We start from the raw sequence: 20,988 nt of genomic DNA, 5'->3' as shown, positions 1-20,988 counted from the left end.
TTTCGCCACTTCGATTGTAGATTATTTAGCGTTAGGCTCTTAATATATGCACTAACTAATCAATACTAGTGGTATGAACCTTGAAACATAACCTGATTTCAGCGCTACGTTATATCAGTTTAAGCCTTGTGCTTATACTCGCGGCCTGTACAAGTGGCCCAACCAAGCCACCCGTTGTTGCTATTGAATTACCGTCAATTGCACTTGCGCCAGAACATAACGCAGAATTTTACTTGGATCAGGCCAGCATCGCGCCGGTTGAACAAAGCTTTGACTGGGAGTTGCTTGCGGCTAAAGCCTACTACCAGCAAGGTATGTATCAAGCAGGTGATGCGGTAACCACATCACTCAGTAAACAGGCCGCCACGCCCAAACAAGCAGCAGGTTTACGAATCGTGCAAGCCTATGCTCAACAGCAGCAAGGCAATTACACAAAAGCGCTGGGCATATTAGATTTTGATCCTCTTTGGCAACTGCCTGATGATTACTGGTTTGCTTATTACCTGAGTCGTGGTGATATCTACCAACAACAAAACAACCCACTAGCCGCAGCAGGCGCGTATATTGAGCTAGACCGCTACTTAGCAGAAGAGTCTCGCGAAGGTAATCACCAAACCATTTGGCAACAACTTAAACCACTAACAGCATTTACCCTGCGCAGCTTTCAGCAGCCTGGAAACGAGCTAAGAAACGGCTGGTTAGAAATTGTAGCGATTAGTAATGAACCCAAGCAATCTCCAGAAAAATTGATTGCTACTCTACAAAATTGGAAAACTGATTACCCAGAGCACCCAGCTCTAGACTATGTCGGCGGTGATTTGGCTAAAGCATTAAGCATTAGTCCTTACGCCCCTAAAAAAATTGCCGTGTTGTTGCCATTAACCGGTAAGTATCAAAGCAACGCTTTAGCGGTAAAAGACGGCCTAGTATCGGCGTTTCTAGATCAACAAAGCGAGTTTTATAGTGATGCCGAGTTGGTATTTTACGACACTCAAGCCCAGGCTATGGAAACGCTATATCCACAATTGGAGCTAGACCAAATAGACTTTATTGTTGGGCCATTGCTTAAATCGCAACTACGTAGCTTAGTAAATCTTGCCCCGAGCATGCCAGTGTTTGCACTTAACGATATTCAAGCGACCGAAAATGAAGCTCAATTCTTCTTTCCGCTGTCTCCAGAAGACGAAGCTAAACAAGCCGCGCAATTCATGGCTCAGCGAGAAGAACAAAACCCACTTATTTTAGCGCCACAAAGTAGCTTGGGCACTCGCATGGGAGAAGCCTTTAGCGAAGAGTGGAAACTACACTCAAGTTCGCCGGTAGATGTTGTTTTTTACGCAAACCGCAACGATTTACAGCGTGCGGTGCGTAAGCTATTACACACCGATACCAGCCAACAACGCATTAGCCAGTTTAAACAAATTGTTGGCCAAGATATTGAAGCCGAAGTGCGTTCTCGTAGTGATGCAAACTCGCTGTACTTAGTCGGTACCAATACTGAAACCAAACTGATAAAGGCCTTTATTGATGTTACCGTAAGCCCTTTTGCTGTTAGCCCACGTTTATATGCAAGCTCGCGCAGCTACGATAAAAATGATGAGACCAGCGAAAACGAGTTAGACGGTATTTACATTAGCGAGATGCCTTGGATACTTGAACAACAGTCAGTGAATTCGATTCGCCACCAACAGCTATGGCCGAGCTCATCAGACTCGCAAAAACGCCTGTATGGCCTAGGTTACGATGCTTACAGCTTAATTAACCAACTGGCACAGATGCGTGGTTACTATGAGTACCAGTTTAAAGGCTTAACCGGAAATCTAAGCGTTGACCAACAAGGTTTAGTCGTACGCCAGCTAACGTGGACACAGTATAAAAATGGCCAATTGGTTCCCTTGGAAATTCAAGCTGACACGATTCAAGAAAGCACTGTTCAAGAAAGCAATATTCAAGAAAGTCCTGTTGAATAAAGGCCAAGCCGCCGAACAACAAGCGGCTGACTACCTAAAACAACAAGGGCTAACGCTGGTCGAGCAGAATTATCATTGCCGACGAGGCGAAATAGATTTAATTTGTAAGCAGGCTGACACCTGGGTATTTGTTGAAGTTAAATACCGAAAAAGCCGTGATTTTGGCGGCGCAGTAGCAGCAGTTGATCAGCATAAAATACGTAAAATATTGCTAAGTGCGCAACACTACTTACATCAACAAAATTTGAACCAATTTGATACTGCCATGCGTTTTGACGTAGTGGCCATTCAGGAACAAGCACCGCACTTGGAATGGTTCCAAAACGCCTTTGGGGAATGAGATGCAAGAACGAATAAAAGAAATCTTTAGAGAAAGCATTCAGACAAAGATAGCCGCAGCCGAGGCTCTGCCTGATGCGATAGAAAAGGCTACTATTATTATTGCGCAAGCTTTACTTAATGGTAATAAGTTGCTGATTGCAGGCAATGGCTCTGCTGCAGCACTGGCTCAACAGTTCTCGGCCAACTTAGTCAACCGCTTTGATACCGAACGCCCAAGCTTACCGGCATTGGCCTTAAGTACCGACAGCTCAGTGCTATCGGCTATCGCTAACGACTACTCTTTCGATGAAATATTTGCCAAACAAATTCGCGCACTAGGGCAACAAGGTGACATTTTGGTGGCCATTTCCGACTCAGGCAACTGCCGTAATGTGATTAAAGCCATGGAAGCGGCGGTGAATCGCGACATGAGCATTATTGGCCTTACCGGTAAAGATGGCGGAGAAATGGCAGGTTTACTTAGCGAGCAAGATGTAGAGATTAGGATACCAGGCGAGCAAAGTGTTCGAATCAACGAAGTACACTTACTGGCTCTAAATAGTTTATGTGATTTAGTCGACCGTACGTTGTTTCCCCAACAAGAGGATTAGAGGATGTTACGTTTAGTCAGCATTATCGTTTTAGCCGGGCTGCTTCAAGCTTGCGCTGGAGCGGTGGTAGTAGGAGCAGGGGTTGCCGCAGGCGCGGCCACTGACAGGCGCACAATTGGCACCCAGTTTGACGATCAAGGGATTGAGCTACAAGCATTAAATGCCTTAGGTCAATCAGATGAGATTTGGCGTAACAGTAAACTTTCTGTTGTGGTCTTAAATGGTCGAACGTTAATTGTTGGGCAAACACCAAGTGAAGAAAACTTTAACCAAATTACCCAAATTGTAAAAGAGGTTGAAGGAGTTCAGCAGGTACTGAATGAAGTTCGTATCAAGCCCCCCGTCTCACTGGGTGTGCGCAGTAACGATTCGTGGATTACGACCAAAGTGAAGTTTAAGATATATGAAGACAGTAAGCTTCCACCAGGAAAAATCAAAGTAATCACAGAAGATAGCGAAGTGTTTTTGATTGGTGTTGTTACCGCTCAAGAAGAGAGCCTAGCCATTGATATTGCCAGACATGAAACAGGTGTAAGCAAAGTCATTAAGGTATTTGAGTTAGTAGACTAAAGCTAAATGCTCAAATTAAGACACAAAAAAAGCGCCAGTTGGCGCTTTTTTTATTTAACGATCGTTAGCGTAGGTTTCTTTGGTGGTTCTTCTACCACCTCAGTCTGTACATCGCTTTCAAGCTCTTCTGCTGGCTCGTAAGCAGCTTCAGGCTCAAATACCGTACCAGCACCATTCTCGCGAGCGTAAATGGCTACAACCGCGGCCATAGGCACATACACTTGAAAAGGCTTACCGCCAAACCGCGCACTAAAGCCAACATGCTCTAAATCCATACTGAATGCACCTACCGCAGAGGGGGCAATATTCAATACTATCTGTCCGTCATTAACAAACTGGCTGGGAACAGTTACGTTACTTTGCATTGCGTCTACCACCAAATGCGGTGTTAATTCGTTATCTAACAACCAGTCAAAAAAAGCCTTAAGTAAATAAGGCCTATTTGGCGTCATCTCGCTAGTCATTAACCTAAGAACCCATCGCGAATTTCGCGTTCAGAATCAGTTAATGATGCTTGGAAAGATTCACGGTCGAATACACGGATCATGTAAGACTTAATCTCTTTAGAACCATTACCTACAAGCTCAATACCTAAAGTAGGTAAGCGCCACAATAACGGTGCTAGGTAGCAATCTACTAAGCTGAATTCTTCACTCATGAAGTAAGGCATTTCAGCAAAAACAGGAGCGATACCAATTAAACTTTCGGTTAATTGTTTGCGCGCTGCATCAGCGTTGTCGCCTTTTTCAATTTGCTCAACCAATGTATACCAGTCATTTTTGATGCGATGCATCATTAAACGACTTGAACCACGAGATACAGGATAAACCGGCATTAGTGGCGGATGAGGAAAACGCTCGTCTAAATATTCCATAATAATCTGAGATTGGTATAACACCAATTCACGATCAACCAAGGTAGGAACAGAGCTGTACGGATTCAAATCAATCAAATCTTCCGGCAAGTTATCCGGATCAACCTGATTAATTTCTACGCTGACGCCTTTCTCAGCCAATACGATACGTACCTGATGACTATATAAGTCGTTAGCACCAGAGTATAGCGTCATTACCGAACGCTTGTTGGCAGCTACAGCCATTGAATCCTCCAAAAACCATCAAAAATAAATACACAAACGGCAACAGCATAAATGCTATTGCCGATAAACAAATACTAGCTTATGACTTAGTGTACGTCGCGCCAGTATTCTTTCTTCAATAGATAACTAATAATAAAGAAGATAAATAGGAACCCTAACACCCAATAACCTAGGCGTTTACGCTCTAGCTGAATAGGTTCAGCTGAATAAACCAAGAAGTTAACTAGGTCTAATACTGCGTGGTCATATTCATCATCGCTCATCTCACCGCTACCATCTGATTCGATGCCAACATAGATTTGCTGTTCTTCACCATCAATCATTCTTGTTTCGTAGACTGCATTAGGTACACCTTGCAACTCTTGCAATACATGTGGCATACCAACACTTGGGAAAACTTTGTTATTCACCCCAAATGGACGAGTCTCATCAACGTAAAATGTACGTAGGTAGGTATAAACCCAATCTGCTCCACGCACTCGAGCAACTAAAGTTAAATCTGGCGCTGGGGCACCAAACCATTTAGCTGCATCATCTTCCTGAATCGCATTTTCCATCAATTCACCCGGTTTTACCCCGGTAAAAATCAAGTTTTCTTCCATTAATTTAACTGGAATACCCAAATCTTCAGCTACGCGGTTATAACGTTGGTACTGAGTACTATGACAACCAAAGCAATAGTTCATGAACAACTTAGCACCATTTTGCAACGAGGCATTGTCAGTCAGGTCGTAATTGGCTTTGTCTAAGTGTACGTTGCCACCCGCCCCAAACGTTAAGCTAGGGACAAGTAACGCTAATGCTAAAAAGACATTTTTCATCATTTAGTTACCCTATCTGGAAGTGGCTTAGTTTTCTCATTCTTACTGTAAATCCAGAGTAATAAGAAATAGGCAAAGTAACCAAAAGAGGTGATTTGCGCCAATAACGTTAGAGCAGGAGTAGAAGGTAATACGCCTAGAACCCCCAAGATAATGAAACAAATTACAAACTGTGCAATGTTTAGTTTATGTATGGTGCTGCGATAACGAATCGACTTAACCTTACAACGGTCTAACCACGGCAGAACAAACAACACTGCGATAGACAAGCCCATCATTACTACACCCAACAGTTTATCAGGCACCGCACGCAAAATGGCGTAAAACGGTGTGAAATACCAAACGGGGGCAATATGGTCCGGTGTTTTCAGAGGGTTAGCCGCTTCAAAATTTGGCTTTTCGAGGAAATAACCTCCACCATCTGGGAAGAAAAACATCACCCAGCAGAAGAAGAACAAGAAGCCTACAATCGCCGCTAAGTCTTTTACTGTAAAGTACGGGTGGAAAGGAATACCATCCTTCGGCCAGCCGTTTTCATCTTTGTTCTCTTTGATCTCGATGCCGTCTGGGTTATTTGACCCTACTTCATGCAAAGCAACAATATGTAAGAACACCAACATAACCAATACTAGTGGCAGTGCAATAACATGCAGAGCAAAGAACCGGTTAAGGGTTGCGCCCGAGATAACGTAGTCACCACGTATCCATAGGGTTAAATCATCGCCAATAACGGGGATAGCCCCAAACAGCGAGATAATTACCTGCGCGCCCCAGTAGGACATTTGCCCCCAAGGTAACAAGTAACCCATAAAGGCTTCAGCCATTAATACCAAGAAAATTAACATCCCGAACAACCAAATCAGTTCGCGAGGTTTCTGGTAAGAGCCGTAAATTAAACCGCGGTACATGTGCAAATAAATCACAACAAAGAAGGCTGAAGCCCCCGTTGAATGCATATATCGCAGTAGCCAGCCATATTCCACATCACGCATGATGTATTCAATAGAGGCAAAAGCACCATCGCCAGATGGGTTGTAATTCATGGTTAGCCAAATCCCTGTAAGGATTTGGTTAACTAATACCACCATGGCGATAAAGCCAAAAATATACCAAAAGTTGAAATTCTTTGGCGTTGGGTATTGGCCCACATGTTTGTTGTAGGTCTTGGTCAACGGGATCCGTTCATCGATCCAACCGATAAGTGCCTTCATCTTATGCCTCTCCCTGGTCCAAACCGACCAAAATGGTTGTTTCATCAACGTAGTGATGAGGAGGTACAACCAAATTCAGTGGTGCGGGTACACTTTGGAAAACCCGTCCAGCCATATCAAACTTCGAACCATGACATGGACAGAAGAATCCGTATTCAACACCTTGAACTTGCTCACCAAAGCTACCAGGTAAGTAAGTAGGTGAACAACCGAGGTGAGTACACAAACCAACACCAATGAACAGCTCAGGCTTAATTGAGCGATGCACATTGACTGTGTATTCGGGCTGTTGAGGCTCCTCAGAGTCAGGATCACGTAACTTGTCACCAAGGGTATTCAAGTTATCGAGAACCGATTGAGGACGGCTAACCACCCAAACAGGCTTACCACGCCATTCTACACGTAGTAATTGTCCAGGTTCTATTTTGCTAACATCCACTTCTACCGGTGCTCCAGCTGCTTTAGCTTTGGCACTCGGATTCCATGAACTGATAAAAGGTACTGCGGCAAACGTAGCTCCTACACCACCGACAACAGCTGTTGTCCAGGTTAGGAAGCGACGACGGCCAGCATCGACAGGAGCGTTGCTCATCCAATGTCTCTCCGGTAAGGATCCGCGCAATTATTGTAATTTTCCTTGCGGCATGCTGCACAAGGTAGCGTTTTTCTGCTACTGGTAGCGTTTACTTGCTACTACATTATTGCAGGTAAATGCGAACAAAATAGTAATAAAAAACACACAAATTGACAAGGGAAATCAAGGTTTTTAACCTTTTAGAATAAAGAAAAGCCCGGCATAGCCGAGCTTTTTTGTAACACGAATGTGCGTAGCAATTAACGTTTAGAGAACTGCGGACGACGACGTGCTTTACGTAGACCAACTTTCTTACGCTCAACTTTACGAGCATCGCGAGTAACGAAGCCAGCTTTACGTAATTCAGGACGTAGACTTTCGTCGTATTCCATTAGTGCACGTGTAATACCGTGACGGATAGCACCAGCTTGACCAGTTGTGCCACCACCTTTAACTGTAACGAGTAAGTCAACTTTCTCTAACAATTCAGTTAGTTCAAGTGGTTGACGAACTACCATACGAGCAGTTTCACGGCCAAAGTAAACGTCCAAAGTGCGGTTGTTTACAGTGATGTTACCACTACCTGCTTTTAAAAATACGCGAGCAGTAGAGCTTTTGCGACGGCCAGTGCCGTAGTATTGATTCTCAGCCATTATTAAAATTCCGTAACTTAAATGTCTAATACTTGTGGTTGCTGAGCCGCATGAGTGTGCTCAGGTCCAGCGAATACTTTCAGTTTACGGAACATTGCACGGCCTAGAGGACCTTTTGGCAACATACCTTTCACTGCAGACTGGATAACACGCTCAGGTGCTTTATCGATTAACTTTTCAAAGCTAATTGATTTTAAGCCACCAGGGTAACCAGTGTGCGAGTGGTAAATTTTACCTTTCGCTTTGTTGCCCGTTACGGCTACTTTCTCAGCGTTGATTACGACGATGTAATCGCCAGTATCTACGTGAGGAGTATATTCAGCTTTATGCTTACCGCGTAGGCGAGAAGCGATTTCAGTTGCGATACGACCCAGAGTTTTACCATCTGCATCTACAACGTACCAGTCGCGCTTTACGCTGTCTGGCTTGGCTACAAAAGTTTTCATTTGTATATATAACCCAAAATAACTGTTACACACGTGTTTGTGAAAATCACAAACGTGAAAATAGCCACTCATGGTATCCCTTCGAATACGGAGTAGACTTGACTGTTAGTGCCACCAAATCGGTGACATGTAACGTGGGGTGGCAAGATTATAGGGGAAGTACAAAAAAAAACCACCTTTAATCTAGATTATTTAAGGTAAGTGTTCTCTTTCTAGATATTCGTGAGACTGCATTTCCTGTAAACGAGACAAACAGCGTTCAAATTCAAAACTTAAGCGTCCCCCTTTATACAATTTCTCTAGCGCCACCTCGGCAGCAATAATAAGCGTAACATTACGCTCATAAAACTCGTCAACTAGGGCAATAAAGCGGCGAGCAGCGTCGTCATTTTTAGCACCCATGGCCACCACGCCCGATAGCAATACCGTGTGGTAGAGCCTTGCCAACTCAATGTAATCCAATTGACTACGTGCGCCTTCACACAGTTCAGCAAACTCTATATGCAATACACTGTCGGCTTCATTGACAAAATTAATCATCCGTTGATTTATTTCAATTTGACCAAGTTGCTGGCGAGGCTCGTTAGACAATTGTAAAAAATATTGCGCTAGATTTTGTTCGGCTTGTTTATCTAAAGGGTAATGATAAATCTCAGCCTCATTAAGGGTACGCATTCGATAATCACTACCGCCATCTACATTCAGTATTTGGCAATGTTGTTGAATTAACTTTATGGTCGGCATGAAACGCTGACGCTGTAAGCCATTTCGGTAAAGATCTTCAGGGGGAATATTTGAAGTCGCCACCAGCGTAACGCCACGCTCAAACAAGGCCTCAAACAAAGTTCCCAACAGCATTGCGTCGGTAATGTCTGAAACAAAAAACTCGTCAAAACAGATAACCTCTGCTTCAGTAATCAAACGGTCGGCGACTGTTTCAAGCGGATTGCTTTGCCCATCAAGGGTTTTGAGTTCGTGATGAACTCGCTGCATAAAGCGGTGAAAATGCACCCGCATTTTACGCTGCTGCGGCAGGCAATTAAAAAAGGTATCCATAAGATAGGTTTTCCCCCTACCTACTCCACCCCACATATAAAGGCCTTGCACACTGTGCTGGCGAACCACTTCTTGGCTCCTCGAAAAGCGCGCTTTTAGTTTTCCGAATAAGGAAGGTTGGCTTAGTGTTAACGCTGGTTTATCAGAGAGTTGTTCGTAAACTCTTTGTAGCTGAGCCACTGCAAAGGCTTGTGCATTGTCTTTTACAAAATCATCACGTTGCAGATCTTGCTCATATTGTCGCTGTGGAGTCATCCTTTCCCTATTCCCAAAACCCGCAAAAATTAGACCAAAATTGATAGTACCATGTGAAACCATTCTCAAGTATATTGAAAGTTCATCAAGACCAACAAAGGAATAATATGAGCGCAATTAGCAGTATGATTTTTCTTCTTATTGGTGTCGCTATTGGTTTCTTCCTTAGTCGTATGGCATCTAAACCAGCCGGAACTAACGACGCCAGCATGAAGCAAGAGTTAGCACAAAACAAAGCCGAATTAGATAGCTATAAAGAGCAAGTTCAGGAGCACTTTTCTACCAGTGCCCAACTACTTGAAGATATGGCTAAGCAGTACCAAGGCATTTACGAGCATATGGCAAGTCAGTCAAAATCATTGATTAGTGATGACGTAGCCCAGCCGCAGCTATTCGCCGATTATCAAGAAAAGTTAGAAGTAGATGACAGCGTTGAATCGAATGACGCACAGCCTAAAGACTATTCTAACGAGCCATCAGGTTTATTTACCGAAGCGCAGCGTAAAGCTAGCTAAATCATTGAACTTTTTAAACTAAGCAGGGTCTTTAAGATCCTGCTTTTTTATCATGACAACTGTTTATTGAGGGTATTTAAATGAGCAAGTCCACAAAGAAATTTGTCATTTTGCTGTTTTCACTTTTCCTTGGCGCCACCACACTGCAAGCTCAGGCTGCACTGCCGTTTTCTGTAGGTGGAGAGCCTCTGCCTAGTTTAGCCCCAGTACTGGAGCAAACCACCCCTGCAGTGGTGAATATCTCAGTTGCAGGGACTAAAGTATCTCAGCAACAACTCCCAGAGTTATTTAAGTATTTCTTCGGACCCGGTGGTAACCCAGATACTGGCGAACAAGAGCGTCCATTTCAGGGTTTAGGCTCGGGCGTGGTGATTGATGCTAAAAAGGGTTACGTGATTACTAACTATCACGTTATTCATGAAGCTGACGAAATCGTAGTGACCTTAAAAGATGGCCGCACCTTTGAAGCAGAAGTATTAGGCAGTGACCGCCACACCGATATTGCCCTACTAAAAATTGATGCCGACGAGCTGGTTGATATAAAGCTGTCTGATTCTGATGAACTCCGAGTGGGTGACTTTGCCATCGCTATTGGCAATCCATTTGGTCTTGGCCAAACGGTTACCTCAGGCATAGTTAGTGCACTAGGTCGTAGCGGCTTAAATATCGAAAACCTCGAGAACTTTATTCAAACCGATGCTGCCATTAATAGCGGTAACTCAGGTGGCGCGTTAATTAACTTACGCGGTGAGTTAATCGGTATTAACACCGCCATTATCGCCCCTAATGGCGGTAATATTGGTATTGGATTTGCCATCCCAAGCAACATGGTACGTAACCTCGCAGACCAAATTATTGAATTTGGCGAGGTACGCCGCGGAGTATTAGGCGTTACTGGTGGCGAACTAAACAGCGATTTAGCCAAAGCCTTTGGTACCGACTCGCAGCACGGCGCATTTGTAAATCAAGTGATGCAAGGCTCAGCAGCAGATCAAGCAGGCATTAAGCCAGGCGATATTATTATTGCTGTTGATGATAAAAAGGTGAAAAGCTTTGCGGAACTGCGCGCTAAAATAGGCACCATGGGTGCAGGTAAAACCATTAAGATCGGCGCGATTCGAGATGGCGAAGACATTAGTTTTAAAGTTACTTTGCAGCAAGCTGAAGAGCAAAACATTAATGCTAAAGTTATGCATCCAGCCCTAGAAGGCGCAAGTTTGAGCTCTACCGCTAAAGGCGCAGATATTTCTGGCGTAGTGGTCAGTAAAATTCAACGCAACTCAAAGGCCTTTGCTAACGGTTTTGAAGAAGGCGATATTATTATCGGCATTAACAAAATCCGAATTAGTAGCATCGCCGACTTACGCGAGCTACTAGAAACCGAACCCAAAGTACTCGCGGTAAATATTCAACGCGGCGACGAAAACTTGTACCGCATCATTCAGTAAACTGAATGAGCTAACAACAAAGGCGACTTATTAGTCGCCTTTTCTTTTGTCTCTAGAATCAGCGTGCTATGCTGAGACTCTAGCTGGAGAAGAACAATTGTTAGCTATAATCAAGTATTTACTCAAGCCTGCTATTTTTGGTTTAGCGATGGCAATCGGAATTTTGTTTGCCTTCCCTGAGTTTCGGGAGAACAGCAAGCAGCTATTAGACGACTATACCGATACCCCATTGGTTAGTTACGCACAAGCCTCTAGACGAGCGGCTCCTGCCGTTGTAAATATTTATACTCGCAGCTTCCTGCAATCTTATGTGAACGTAGACAGCCAGCTAGAATCTCAAGGTTTGGGATCGGGCGTGATCATGTCGAAACAGGGCTTTGTTTTAACCAATCTGCACGTGATTGCCAATTCAGACCAAATTGTTATTGCCTTACAGGACGGACGAGTATTTAACGCTGAGTTAGTCGGTGGAGACATCATCACTGACTTAGCCGTGCTGAAGATTGACGCCTCTCCAGATTTACCGGTTATTCCGCAAAACGACCAACTTGTCACCCAAGTAGGTGACGTAGTACTGGCTATTGGTAACCCCTATAACGTGGGCCAAACGATTACCCAAGGTATTATTAGTGCAGCGGGCCGTAGTGGGATGAGCTCTACCGGTCGTCAAGACTTTCTGCAAACAGATGCAGCTATTAACCGTGGTAATTCTGGCGGTGCCTTAGTCAATACTCGCGGTGAGTTGGTAGGCATTAATACCTCAGCCTATCACTTAAACGATGCAGCAGATACTTACGGTATTAGCTTCGCTATCCCTTTTGTATTAGCTAAAAAAATCATGCAGAGCCTGATTAAAGACGGCACGATTGTGCGTGGTTATTTAGGTTTAGATGGGCAAAAAATCACTCCACTACTGGCTTCACGTCTTAAATTAAACGAAACACGTGGAGTTATTGTTAGTGGTATAGACCCACAAGGGCCAGCGGGAAAAGCTGGTATTTTGGCTAACGATATTTTAGTGAGTTTAGCCGGCCAAGATATTGAATCGATTAAACAGGCCATGGATATTGTTGCCGAAACGAGACCAGGTTCAGAGATCATGGTTCGCTTATACAGAAACGGGGAACTGCTAGAGCTCCCCGTTACTATTACCGAACTAAAACTGCCAGTTCGACCTACGAGCGGTCGTTAAAACGCGTAATTTTTGCGCCTAATTTAGCAAACTTAGTTTCAATATTTTGATAACCACGGTCGATATGGTAAATCCGGTCGACCACGGTTTCACCTTCAGCCACCAAAGCCGCAATCACTAAGCTTGCAGAAGCACGTAAATCAGTCGCCATTACTTGGGCGCCCGTTAGGTGATCTGAATGCTTACAAATAGCGGTGTTGCCTTCTAGCTCTATTTCTGCGCCCATACGCATCAACTCAGGTACATGCATAAAACGGTTTTCAAAAATCGTTTCAGTCACATGACCAGTCCCTTCGGCCACAATATTTAGTACCGTGAATTGGGCTTGCATGTCGGTAGGAAACGCTGGGTGCGGCGCTGTTTTAACATTAACCGCGTTAAGCGCGCACCCTTGCATGTCTACTTCAATCCAATCACTGCCACTGCTTACATTTGCACCCGCTTCTTCAAGCTTGGCCAATACCGATTCCATCAATGTAGGGTCAGTATGAGTACAACGCACTTTACCGCCCGTTACCGCTGCCCCTACTAGGTAAGTACCGGTTTCTATGCGGTCTGGCAATACACTGTATTCACCGCTGTGTAGGCTGTCTACGCCAGTAATTACTATAGTGTCGGTACCCGCACCTTTAATATCGGCGCCAAGGGTGTTTAAGAAGTCGGCTAGGTCTACCACTTCAGGTTCACGAGCAGCGTTTTCAATAATGGTTTCGCCTTCAGCTAACGCCGCCGCCATCATCAGGTTTTCAGTGCCAGTTACGCTCACCATATCCATGAAGATACGGGCGCCCTTCAAGCGGCCGTCTACACGGGCTTTTACATAACCGTCTTCAACACTCATGTTGGCTTGCATTAGCTCCAAACCATGAATGTGCAAATTAACTGGACGTGCACCAATGGCACAGCCACCAGGTAGTGATACGTCGGCTTCACCATAGCGGGCAACCAATGGGCCTAGTGCCATAATCGATGCACGCATCGTTTTTACTAAATCGTAAGGCGCAACAAAGTCATTAGCTTTACCAGCTTTAACAATCACGGTCTCGCCGCTGACTTCGACTTCGCGGCCTAAATGCTCAAGCATTTTACAGGTTGTGCCAATGTCTCTTAGTTGAGGGACATTGTGCAAGGTCACTTGCTCTTCACATAACAAGGTAGCAAAAAGGATCGGCAAAGCCGCATTTTTTGCACCAGAGATGGCCACTTCGCCTTCTAAACGACAGCCACCTTCAATTCTAAACTTATCCACAACTACTCCTAGCGACTACAGTTGGCCAAATTTTTGTTGCTTTTGCCATTCATCAGGAGTGAACGCCTTAATCCCTAAAGCGTGAATTTCGTTACTCGCAATGTACTCTTTCAGTGGTGCGTATACCGCTTGTTGTTTTTTAACGCGCGATAGTTCCGTAAACATTGCACCAACAGCAACAACTTGAAAGTGATTACCTTCCCCAGTTACTTGCACATGGTCTAGCTCAAGCGCTTGCGATAAAATTTGTTCAATTTGTTCTGGTTGCATTATAACGCTCCGCTAATGTGCTTTAGTTTTCAAATTGCAGCAAGGCGTCTAACTCATAGAGAGTAAACAGCTGCTTGGCTTGATCAGGGCAATGCTTAACAATTAAGCGATTGCTAGGTTCAGGTTTTAAGGCGGTGATGATAGCGGCTATTCCTGCAGAGTCAATCCGCTTAAGTTTGGCCAAGTCGAGTTCTGTGGCTTGGCACTTTGCTAACTGGGGCCACTGAGCGGCAACATCATCTGCGTTCCACTCACCAATTAAACGAAGCGTTTGCTGCTCAAGCTTAAGCTCAGCGCTCATTACTTGGCCTCGTGTGCGGCAAAGTTTTTGTCTTGCAGCAACTTAATGACACCGTCTATACCGTTGCTACGAATTAAACTGTCCATTTCTGATTGCTTCGTTGACAGCAAACTAACACCTTCAGCGATTAAGTCGTAGGCCAACCAGCGGTCGCTGCTGTCTTCGGTTTTTTTCTTAAGTTTACGAAACTTAAACTCGAGTTTAATCGGCGGGCGTTCGCCATCAATAAACTGGGCTTTTACCCCTACCTTTTTCTTACCTTCAACCGATCTCTCTGGTTCAATCGTTACTTGTTGCTGCTTGTATTGCCCTAAAGCCTGCTTGTAAGTACTCACTAAATATTCTTTGAACGCAGCGGTAAACTCACTTCTTTGTTCTTTTGTGGTTTTTTTAATTTGTTTTCCCAACACCACAAACGACGCATAGCGATAATCAATATGCGGCATCAGCTGCTCGCGCACAATGTCTTCAATTTGTTGGTCAGCATCAGCGGCTTCACGGTCTACTTCAGCCAAGCGGCTAAAAGTTTGTTCTGCTACATAAGCCATTAAGCGATAAGGGTTGTCGTCTACTTCATCGGCCCAAGTACTGGCACTAAGCAATAGCGACACTACCAACATCAAGCTGCGTATAAACATGCTTACTCCTCCGATACCGAAAATAGAAACTGACCAATCAGTTCTTCTAATACTATGGCCGATTTGGTGTCTTCAATCACGTCACCGTCATTCAAGTTCTCTATGTCTTCTAATACAAAACCAGGAGTTAGGCCAATGTACTGCTCACCTAACAAACCAGCAGTAAGAATCGATAAGGAACTGGTTTCTGGATAATAACCGTATTGGCGATACATGCTTAATGTTACCTTTGGCATGTAATCTTCTATATCTAGGTTGATCTTTTCTACACGACCGACGACAACGCCCCCTACTTTCACAGGTGAGCGTGCTTTTAACCCCCCAATATTGTCGAACTTGGCATACAAGGTATACGTATCAGTATTATTCCCAAATTGGCTATCGGCGATTTTTAAGGCCAACACCAATAAGGCAACAATGCCTAACAAAACAAATGCGCCTACCGACAACTCTACTTTATTTACTTTCATGTTATTCCCTAAACCTAGCTGCCAAACATTAATGCGGTTAATACAAAATCTAAAGCTAATACCAACAACGACGCGTGAACCACGCTGCGAGTTGTAGCTTGGCTAATCCCTTGAGCACTGGGCAAAGCGTCGTAACCGTTAAATAACGCTACCCACACAACGGTGATGGCAAACACCGCACTTTTTATCATGCCATTGCCAATGTCTTGGCCAAATTCAATAGAGGCTGCGGTAATCGACCAAAAGGCACCGTTATCGACACCTAGCCACTCTACGCCAACCAAAAAGCCGCCCCATATACCCACCAAGTTAAACATTAAGGTCAGTAGCGGCATAGCAATAAAGCCAGCCCATAATCGTGGAGCAACCACTCGTTTAAGCGGATCTACCGCCATCATCTCCATACTAGATAACTGCTCGGTCGTTTTCATCAAACCAATTTCAGCGGTTAAGGCTGAGCCTGCCCGCCCTGCGAACAACAACGCAGTAACCACAGGACCTAACTCACGCAATAAAGATAAGGCAACCATAGGGCCCAGGCTAGTTTCAGCGCCAAAGTCGACTAAAATATGATAGCCCTGAAGTGCCAACACCATGCCAATAAATAGGCCAGAAACCAGAATAATTGGCAGAGATTGCACCCCCACCACATAAACTTGTTTAACCGTATCTTTTACAAGCTGAGCACTCGGCCAAGTCGCCAATGCATGCCAAAGCATCAAACTCGCTCGGCCAATGGCGCTAACTCGAGCTAAAGCGTTACGCCCTAACGTTGCTATAAATTCAATCATAAGCTTGCCTTCAGTGCGCTAGCGTAATCGTCTGCGGGATAATGAAAAGCAGCTGGACCATCGGCTTGGCCTTTTAGAAATTGCGCTAAACGCGGGTTTGAATTCGCCGCGATGTCGGCAACACTGCCTTGGGCTAGTACACTGTGGCCGTCTATCACAAAAACGTAGTCAGCAATGCTAAGTACTTCGTTTACATCATGAGAAACAATCACTGAGGTAAGCTGCAAGCTCTGATTAAGCCCTTGAATTAACTTAATCAATACCCCCATTGAAATAGGGTCTTGACCCACGAACGGTTCATCATAAAGGATTATTTCGGGTTCTAGCGCTATCGCTCTGGCCAACGCCACTCGGCGAGCCATTCCGCCAGATAAATCGCTAGGCATCAACTTGGCTGTACCGCGCAAGCCCACTGTTTGCAGCTTCATTAATACCAGGTTGCGTAAGACTGTTTCCGGCAACTGAGTATGCTCACGCAGCGGGAATGCAACGTTCTCAAACACATTTAAATCACTAAACAAAGCGCCACTTTGAAACAACATACCAATGCGTTTACGCAGTTTAAATAATTCATTCCGTTTGAGCTGATGCACATTCTGTCCATCAATCAATACCTCACCCGCGGTGGGTTGTAATTGCCCACCAATAAGCTTGAGCAAGGTAGTTTTGCCAATTCCGCTGGGGCCCATAATGGCTGTGATTTTACCGCGCTGGATACGCAAGTCTAAGCCATCAAAAATGACTTTATTAGCGCGCTGAAACGCCAGTTGTTTTACTTCAATCAAACTATCCGCCACTCCGTGAGCAATCTTGATTGGCCAAGGCAGACATATTATTGAGATAATTGATGACACTCAAGGCTAAACTCTTCCCTTTTGCAGGGAAAATGCCGACAATGCTCCGATTTTTTTGCATCGTTGATGTTTTATAACTGAAGGATTCACATGTTAGTTGAATGTTTATTATTGGTATTGGGCCTCGCACTGTTGGTGTGGAGCGCCGACCGCTTTGTTTATGGTGCAGCCGCCATTGCTAATAATTTTGGTTTACCACCAATGATCATCGGCTTAACTATTGTTGCTTTAGGTTCTTCTGCACCAGAGGTTATGGTGTCAGCCACGGCCGCCCTAGAAGGCAAAATGAATACCGCCGTGGGCAACGTAATTGGCTCAAATATTACCAACATTACTCTGGTACTAGGCATCACCGCCTTGCTTAAACCGCTAATAGTATCCTCCTCAACCCTGTTTAGAGAGCTACCTATGGTATTAGTGGCCACTGCAGTTGCCGGCTGGGTGCTTCATGATAAACACCTAGGTTACCAAGAAGGGTTTGTTTTACTCACTCTGTTTGTAGCGTTAATGGCCTACTTAATTATCAACTCATTGCGCCAGCGCAAAGGCGCCAACGTTGACCCAATGATCGAGGAAGCTGAATCAGAAGTACCTAACGATGTACCAACTGGCAAAGCGTTGCTTTGGCTAGCGGTGGGTATGGTTGTGCTTCCACTCAGTGCTGATTTATTAGTGGGTTCTGCCTCGGAGATTGCTCGTTACTTTGGTATGAGCGACTTGGTGATTGGCCTCACCATTATTGCCATTGGCACCAGCCTGCCAGAGCTAGCAGCCTGTGTAGCCGGTGTCATCAAGAAAGAGGATGACCTAGTTCTGGGCAATATTATCGGCTCTAATCTGTTTAACATTCTAGCAGTACTGGCTGTCCCGGCGTTTATAGCGCCAGGGGCAATTGACGCCAACGCTGCTGGCCGCGATTTTTATGTGATGATGGGTGTTACCGTACTGTTGTTCATCATGGCGATGGGCTTTGGTAAAAGCCGCAAAATCACTCGTTGGGAAGGCGGCTTATTGTTAAGCGGCTTCATAGGCTATCAACTGCTATTATTTCTAGCCTAAGCACCTGTTATTACTGATTTAAGAAACTAAGGGGAAATGAGTGTCGTTTGATTATATCGCTTCAGCCAAGCAAGTCCTTGAGATTGAAAGCTTAGCTATTGAAAATCTCCATCAATATATTGATCAAGAATTTGCCGCCGCCTGCGAAATGCTTTTAGCCTGTAAAGGTAAGGTGATTCTTACTGGTATGGGTAAATCAGGCCACATTGCCAATAAAATTGCCGCTACTTTAGCCTCTACCGGCACTCCCGCATTTTTTGTTCACCCTGGCGAAGCCTGCCACGGTGATTTAGGCATGATTGCTGCCGAGGACATTGTATTAGCCTTGTCTAATTCTGGTGAATCAGAAGAGATACTCTCGCTCTACCCTGTATTTAACCGAATTAGTGTTCGTTCTATTGCGATGACCAGCAACCCCAACTCGTCTATGGCCAAGCTTGCCAACTACCATTTATGTATCTCAGTGCCTCGTGAAGCGTGCCCATTAGGGTTAGCACCTACCGCAAGCTCTACAGCAACCTTGGTAATGGGCGACGCGTTGGCGGTAGCACTATTAGAAGCCCGTGGGTTTACTGCCGATGATTTTGCGCTATCTCATCCTGGCGGCACTTTAGGTAAAAAATTATTGTTAAGTGTGAGTGACTTAATGCTAAGCGGGGAACAAATCCCTCTAGTAACAGTCGAACAAACTATTCGTGAAGCATTGTTCGAAATTACTGCCAAAGGTTTAGGTATGGTGGGAATTGTCGATGCTAAGCAACAACTGGTGGGTATTTTTACCGACGGCGACTTACGTCGAATACTTGATCAACGTATCGATATACATGACACACCAATTGGCCAAGTAATGACTCAAAAACCCAAAGTCATTGAAGACTCTTGGTTAGCCTTTGACGCCTTAAAGTTGATGAAAGCCAAATCAATTAACGGCTTGTTTGTATTGAACCAACAGACCGTAGTGGGTGCCTTTAACATGCATACCCTGCTGCAGGCTGGAGTATATTAATGACGATTAACACGCCTTATGGCTCGGTAAGCTCGCAAAACTTTACCCGTGCTAAAAACATCAAGTTGCTTATTTGCGATGTTGATGGAGTGTTTTCCGATGGCCGGATTTACCTTGGCAATGATGGTGAAGAACTAAAAGCCTTTCATACTCACGATGGCTTTGGCATTAAATCCTTGTTAAACATAGGTGTAGAAGTGGCCATTATTACCGGCCGCCAATCTAATATTGTAGAAAAACGCATGCAGGCGTTAGGTGTAAGCCGCATTTACCAAGGCCAACAAAACAAGATGGTGGCCTACCAACAAATGCTCGAACAACTCAACCTGTCAGCTGACGAAGTGGCATACATTGGCGATGATGTCGTTGATACTCCGGTAATGCGGGCTTGTGGCTTAGGTGTTGCGGTACATGACGCTCACCCGCTGTGCAAACAAGATGCTAACTTGGTTACCATTACCCCAGGTGGTTTTGGTGCGGTACGCGAACTTTGTGATCTGATACTGCAAGCCAAAGATCAGCTAGAACATGCTCAAGGTATGAGTGTATGAATCGCGTTACGCTGTTTTTTGCTAGCCTGTTCGTTCTTGCCTTGGTGTTGTGGCAATTAAGCCCCTCAGATCCTAAACAACAAAGCGCTCAACGCGAAGCCAGCAAGCCCAACTTCGTTGCAGAGAAACTCTATAGCGTCAGCTTTGGCGAAAATGGCAGCCCTCGTTACCGTATCTATGCCGAACAAATGGAGTTTTTTGAACAACTTAAGCACACTGAATTTACTCAACCAAAGATTTTGGTTTACCCAGATCCTCGTCAACCTGTATGGCAAATTGTGGCTGATCACGCTACAGTACAGCAGCAACAAACTGTCACCTTAAATGACAATGTAGTGATTAAAAACTTAAGTCGTGGCGAGTACGTTCGCGACATAATTACCGAAAGTTTGGAAATCGATCTGCAAAGCGAAACCATGAGCAGCGATCAACCTGTTACCGTGTATGGCCCATCGTACGAATTGTATGGTGTTGGCATGGACGGTGATCTAGCTAACGAAATAGTGACTTTATTAGATGATATCGAAGCGGTTTACCACAACCCACAAGAGTAAGTTAGCGCTAGCGGCTAGCTTGTTTATCCTTTCTTGGGGTTCTCAAGCACTTGAAGACGACTTCAACAAACAAATTATTGTTGATGCCGACCGCCAGCAGGTCAACATCAAAGAAAACCGCGTCACTTTCTACAATAATGTAGTGGTGACTCAAGGTTCAATAAAAATGCACGCCGAAGAACTCAGCGTAATAGGTAGTGAAGAAAAAGGCAGCGAAGTGATGATCGCCAAAGGCGAACCAGCAACTTTTTACCAACTACTAGACAGCGGCAAGCCGATTGAAGCAGAGGCCAACGAGGTGCGTTACGATTTAAAAACGCAGACCCTCACGTTAACCAACAATGCTCAGCTCAAGCAAGAAGAGAGCTTAGTAAAAGGCCAAATGATTAAATACAGCATTAACAAACAAGAGATGGTTGCTCAAGGCGATGAAAATAATCGAGTGACTACTATCTTCCTGCCTCAGCAATTAGAAGAACTCTCCCCCGAGGACAATGAGTAAT

General features: G+C 44.7%; 27 protein-coding genes. 12 read left to right on the top strand and 15 right to left on the bottom strand.

Going from position 1 to position 20,988, the window contains the following annotated elements:
• The first annotated feature begins 80 nt into the window (after positions 1–80).
• The 4 genes from FFR00_RS12130 to FFR00_RS12115 are packed head-to-tail and all read left to right on the top strand — an operon-like array spanning position 81 to position 3,472.
• Entirely contained in the window at positions 81–1,970 is a 1,890-nt protein-coding gene (locus FFR00_RS12130; protein WP_137673670.1) for a penicillin-binding protein activator, read from the top strand.
• Positions 1,963–2,310: a YraN family protein gene (locus tag FFR00_RS12125; protein WP_137673669.1), complete on the top strand. Its 348-nt coding sequence runs from the start codon at positions 1,963–1,965 to the stop codon at positions 2,308–2,310. Before FFR00_RS12130 ends, FFR00_RS12125 begins: the two co-directional genes overlap by 8 nt.
• 1 nt (position 2,311) lies before the next feature.
• Entirely contained in the window at positions 2,312–2,902 is a 591-nt protein-coding gene (locus FFR00_RS12120) for an SIS domain-containing protein (protein WP_137673668.1), read from the top strand.
• A gap of 3 nt (positions 2,903–2,905) precedes the next feature.
• Positions 2,906–3,472, top strand: a complete 567-nt coding sequence (locus FFR00_RS12115) for a BON domain-containing protein (RefSeq protein WP_137673667.1) — start codon at positions 2,906–2,908, stop codon at positions 3,470–3,472.
• 50 nt (positions 3,473–3,522) lie between these two features.
• Here the strand turns inward: FFR00_RS12115 and FFR00_RS12110 are convergent, their stop codons facing one another.
• The 8 genes from FFR00_RS12110 to zapE form a co-directional block, all read right to left on the bottom strand.
• Entirely contained in the window at positions 3,523–3,924 is a 402-nt protein-coding gene (locus tag FFR00_RS12110) for a ClpXP protease specificity-enhancing factor (protein ID WP_137673754.1), read from the bottom strand.
• 11 nt (positions 3,925–3,935) lie between these two features.
• Positions 3,936–4,571, bottom strand: a complete 636-nt coding sequence (gene sspA / locus FFR00_RS12105) for a stringent starvation protein SspA (protein WP_137673666.1) — start codon at positions 4,569–4,571, stop codon at positions 3,936–3,938.
• A gap of 86 nt (positions 4,572–4,657) precedes the next feature.
• Entirely contained in the window at positions 4,658–5,392 is a 735-nt protein-coding gene (locus FFR00_RS12100; protein WP_137673753.1) for a cytochrome c1, read from the bottom strand.
• On the bottom strand, positions 5,392–6,603 hold the full coding sequence (locus FFR00_RS12095; RefSeq protein ID WP_137673665.1) for a cytochrome bc complex cytochrome b subunit: 1,212 nt from the start codon (positions 6,601–6,603) through the stop codon (positions 5,392–5,394). The genes FFR00_RS12100 and FFR00_RS12095 overlap by 1 nt, the downstream gene beginning before the upstream one ends.
• Before the next feature lies 1 nt (position 6,604).
• Positions 6,605–7,195 (bottom strand): ubiquinol-cytochrome c reductase iron-sulfur subunit, encoded by a 591-nt coding sequence (gene petA, locus FFR00_RS12090; protein ID WP_137673664.1) that lies wholly within the window; start codon positions 7,193–7,195, stop codon positions 6,605–6,607.
• 242 nt (positions 7,196–7,437) lie between these two features.
• Entirely contained in the window at positions 7,438–7,830 is a 393-nt protein-coding gene (gene rpsI / locus FFR00_RS12085; RefSeq protein WP_040306930.1) for a 30S ribosomal protein S9, read from the bottom strand.
• 17 nt (positions 7,831–7,847) lie between these two features.
• Positions 7,848–8,276 (bottom strand): 50S ribosomal protein L13, encoded by a 429-nt coding sequence (gene rplM, locus FFR00_RS12080; RefSeq protein WP_137673663.1) that lies wholly within the window; start codon positions 8,274–8,276, stop codon positions 7,848–7,850.
• Positions 8,277–8,468: 192 nt separating this feature from the next.
• A complete protein-coding gene (gene zapE, locus FFR00_RS12075; protein ID WP_137673662.1) occupies positions 8,469–9,587 on the bottom strand; it encodes a cell division protein ZapE in 1,119 nt (372 codons plus the stop codon).
• A gap of 107 nt (positions 9,588–9,694) precedes the next feature.
• Between zapE and FFR00_RS12070 the strand changes: the two genes are divergently transcribed.
• The 3 genes from FFR00_RS12070 (at position 9,695) to degS (ending at position 12,742) form a co-directional block, all read left to right on the top strand.
• Positions 9,695–10,102, top strand: coding sequence for a YhcB family protein (locus FFR00_RS12070; protein ID WP_137673661.1), 408 nt, complete (start codon positions 9,695–9,697; stop codon positions 10,100–10,102).
• A gap of 80 nt (positions 10,103–10,182) precedes the next feature.
• Entirely contained in the window at positions 10,183–11,550 is a 1,368-nt protein-coding gene (locus FFR00_RS12065; RefSeq protein ID WP_137673660.1) for a DegQ family serine endoprotease, read from the top strand.
• A 46-nt stretch (positions 11,551–11,596) separates the two neighbouring features.
• Positions 11,597–12,742 (top strand): outer membrane-stress sensor serine endopeptidase DegS, encoded by a 1,146-nt coding sequence (gene degS / locus FFR00_RS12060; protein ID WP_306766886.1) that lies wholly within the window; start codon positions 11,597–11,599, stop codon positions 12,740–12,742.
• Here degS and murA read toward each other — a convergent pair.
• From murA to FFR00_RS12025, 7 genes are read right to left on the bottom strand one after another with little or no spacing between them, the layout of a single operon-like run.
• Positions 12,726–13,991, bottom strand: coding sequence for a UDP-N-acetylglucosamine 1-carboxyvinyltransferase (gene murA, locus FFR00_RS12055; RefSeq protein ID WP_137673658.1), 1,266 nt, complete (start codon positions 13,989–13,991; stop codon positions 12,726–12,728). The genes degS and murA overlap by 17 nt on opposite strands.
• Before the next feature lie 15 nt (positions 13,992–14,006).
• Positions 14,007–14,261 carry a BolA family protein gene (locus FFR00_RS12050; RefSeq protein WP_137673657.1) on the bottom strand — a complete coding sequence of 85 codons (255 nt, stop codon included), beginning with the start codon at positions 14,259–14,261 and terminating at the stop codon, positions 14,007–14,009.
• Positions 14,262–14,283: 22 nt separating this feature from the next.
• Positions 14,284–14,562 (bottom strand): lipid asymmetry maintenance protein MlaB, encoded by a 279-nt coding sequence (locus tag FFR00_RS12045; RefSeq protein ID WP_137673656.1) that lies wholly within the window; start codon positions 14,560–14,562, stop codon positions 14,284–14,286.
• On the bottom strand, positions 14,562–15,200 hold the full coding sequence (locus FFR00_RS12040) for a phospholipid-binding protein MlaC (protein WP_137673655.1): 639 nt from the start codon (positions 15,198–15,200) through the stop codon (positions 14,562–14,564). Before FFR00_RS12040 ends, FFR00_RS12045 begins: the two co-directional genes overlap by 1 nt.
• Before the next feature lie 2 nt (positions 15,201–15,202).
• Positions 15,203–15,670 carry an outer membrane lipid asymmetry maintenance protein MlaD gene (gene mlaD / locus FFR00_RS12035; RefSeq protein ID WP_137673654.1) on the bottom strand — a complete coding sequence of 156 codons (468 nt, stop codon included), beginning with the start codon at positions 15,668–15,670 and terminating at the stop codon, positions 15,203–15,205.
• Between the two features lie 14 nt (positions 15,671–15,684).
• Complete coding sequence (gene mlaE, locus FFR00_RS12030; protein ID WP_137673653.1) at positions 15,685–16,461, bottom strand: lipid asymmetry maintenance ABC transporter permease subunit MlaE; 777 nt, start codon at positions 16,459–16,461, stop codon at positions 15,685–15,687.
• Positions 16,458–17,258 (bottom strand): ATP-binding cassette domain-containing protein, encoded by an 801-nt coding sequence (locus tag FFR00_RS12025; RefSeq protein WP_137673652.1) that lies wholly within the window; start codon positions 17,256–17,258, stop codon positions 16,458–16,460. The genes mlaE and FFR00_RS12025 overlap by 4 nt, the downstream gene beginning before the upstream one ends.
• Before the next feature lie 147 nt (positions 17,259–17,405).
• Between FFR00_RS12025 and FFR00_RS12020 the strand changes: the two genes are divergently transcribed.
• Genes FFR00_RS12020 through lptA form a run of 5 tightly spaced genes read left to right on the top strand, consistent with a single transcriptional unit; the run spans position 17,406 to position 20,987 of the window.
• Complete coding sequence (locus FFR00_RS12020; RefSeq protein WP_137673651.1) at positions 17,406–18,374, top strand: calcium/sodium antiporter; 969 nt, start codon at positions 17,406–17,408, stop codon at positions 18,372–18,374.
• A 40-nt stretch (positions 18,375–18,414) separates the two neighbouring features.
• Positions 18,415–19,380: a KpsF/GutQ family sugar-phosphate isomerase gene (locus tag FFR00_RS12015; RefSeq protein WP_137673650.1), complete on the top strand. Its 966-nt coding sequence runs from the start codon at positions 18,415–18,417 to the stop codon at positions 19,378–19,380.
• The gene (kdsC, locus tag FFR00_RS12010) at positions 19,380–19,931 is read left to right on the top strand and encodes a 3-deoxy-manno-octulosonate-8-phosphatase KdsC (protein ID WP_137673649.1); all 552 of its coding nucleotides are present in this window, start codon (positions 19,380–19,382) and stop codon (positions 19,929–19,931) included. Before FFR00_RS12015 ends, kdsC begins: the two co-directional genes overlap by 1 nt.
• Positions 19,928–20,485, top strand: a complete 558-nt coding sequence (gene lptC, locus FFR00_RS12005) for an LPS export ABC transporter periplasmic protein LptC (protein ID WP_137673648.1) — start codon at positions 19,928–19,930, stop codon at positions 20,483–20,485. Before kdsC ends, lptC begins: the two co-directional genes overlap by 4 nt.
• Positions 20,448–20,987, top strand: coding sequence for a lipopolysaccharide transport periplasmic protein LptA (gene lptA, locus FFR00_RS12000; RefSeq protein ID WP_235836218.1), 540 nt, complete (start codon positions 20,448–20,450; stop codon positions 20,985–20,987). The genes lptC and lptA overlap by 38 nt, the downstream gene beginning before the upstream one ends.
• Position 20,988 lies beyond the last annotated feature (1 nt).

The sequence above is a fragment of the Agarivorans sp. Toyoura001 genome (assembly GCF_005405585.1).
Taxonomy (GTDB): Bacteria; Pseudomonadota; Gammaproteobacteria; order Enterobacterales; family Celerinatantimonadaceae; genus Agarivorans.
Note: the sequence above shows the minus strand (reverse complement) of the source record. Positions and strands in the feature narration are given on the sequence as shown.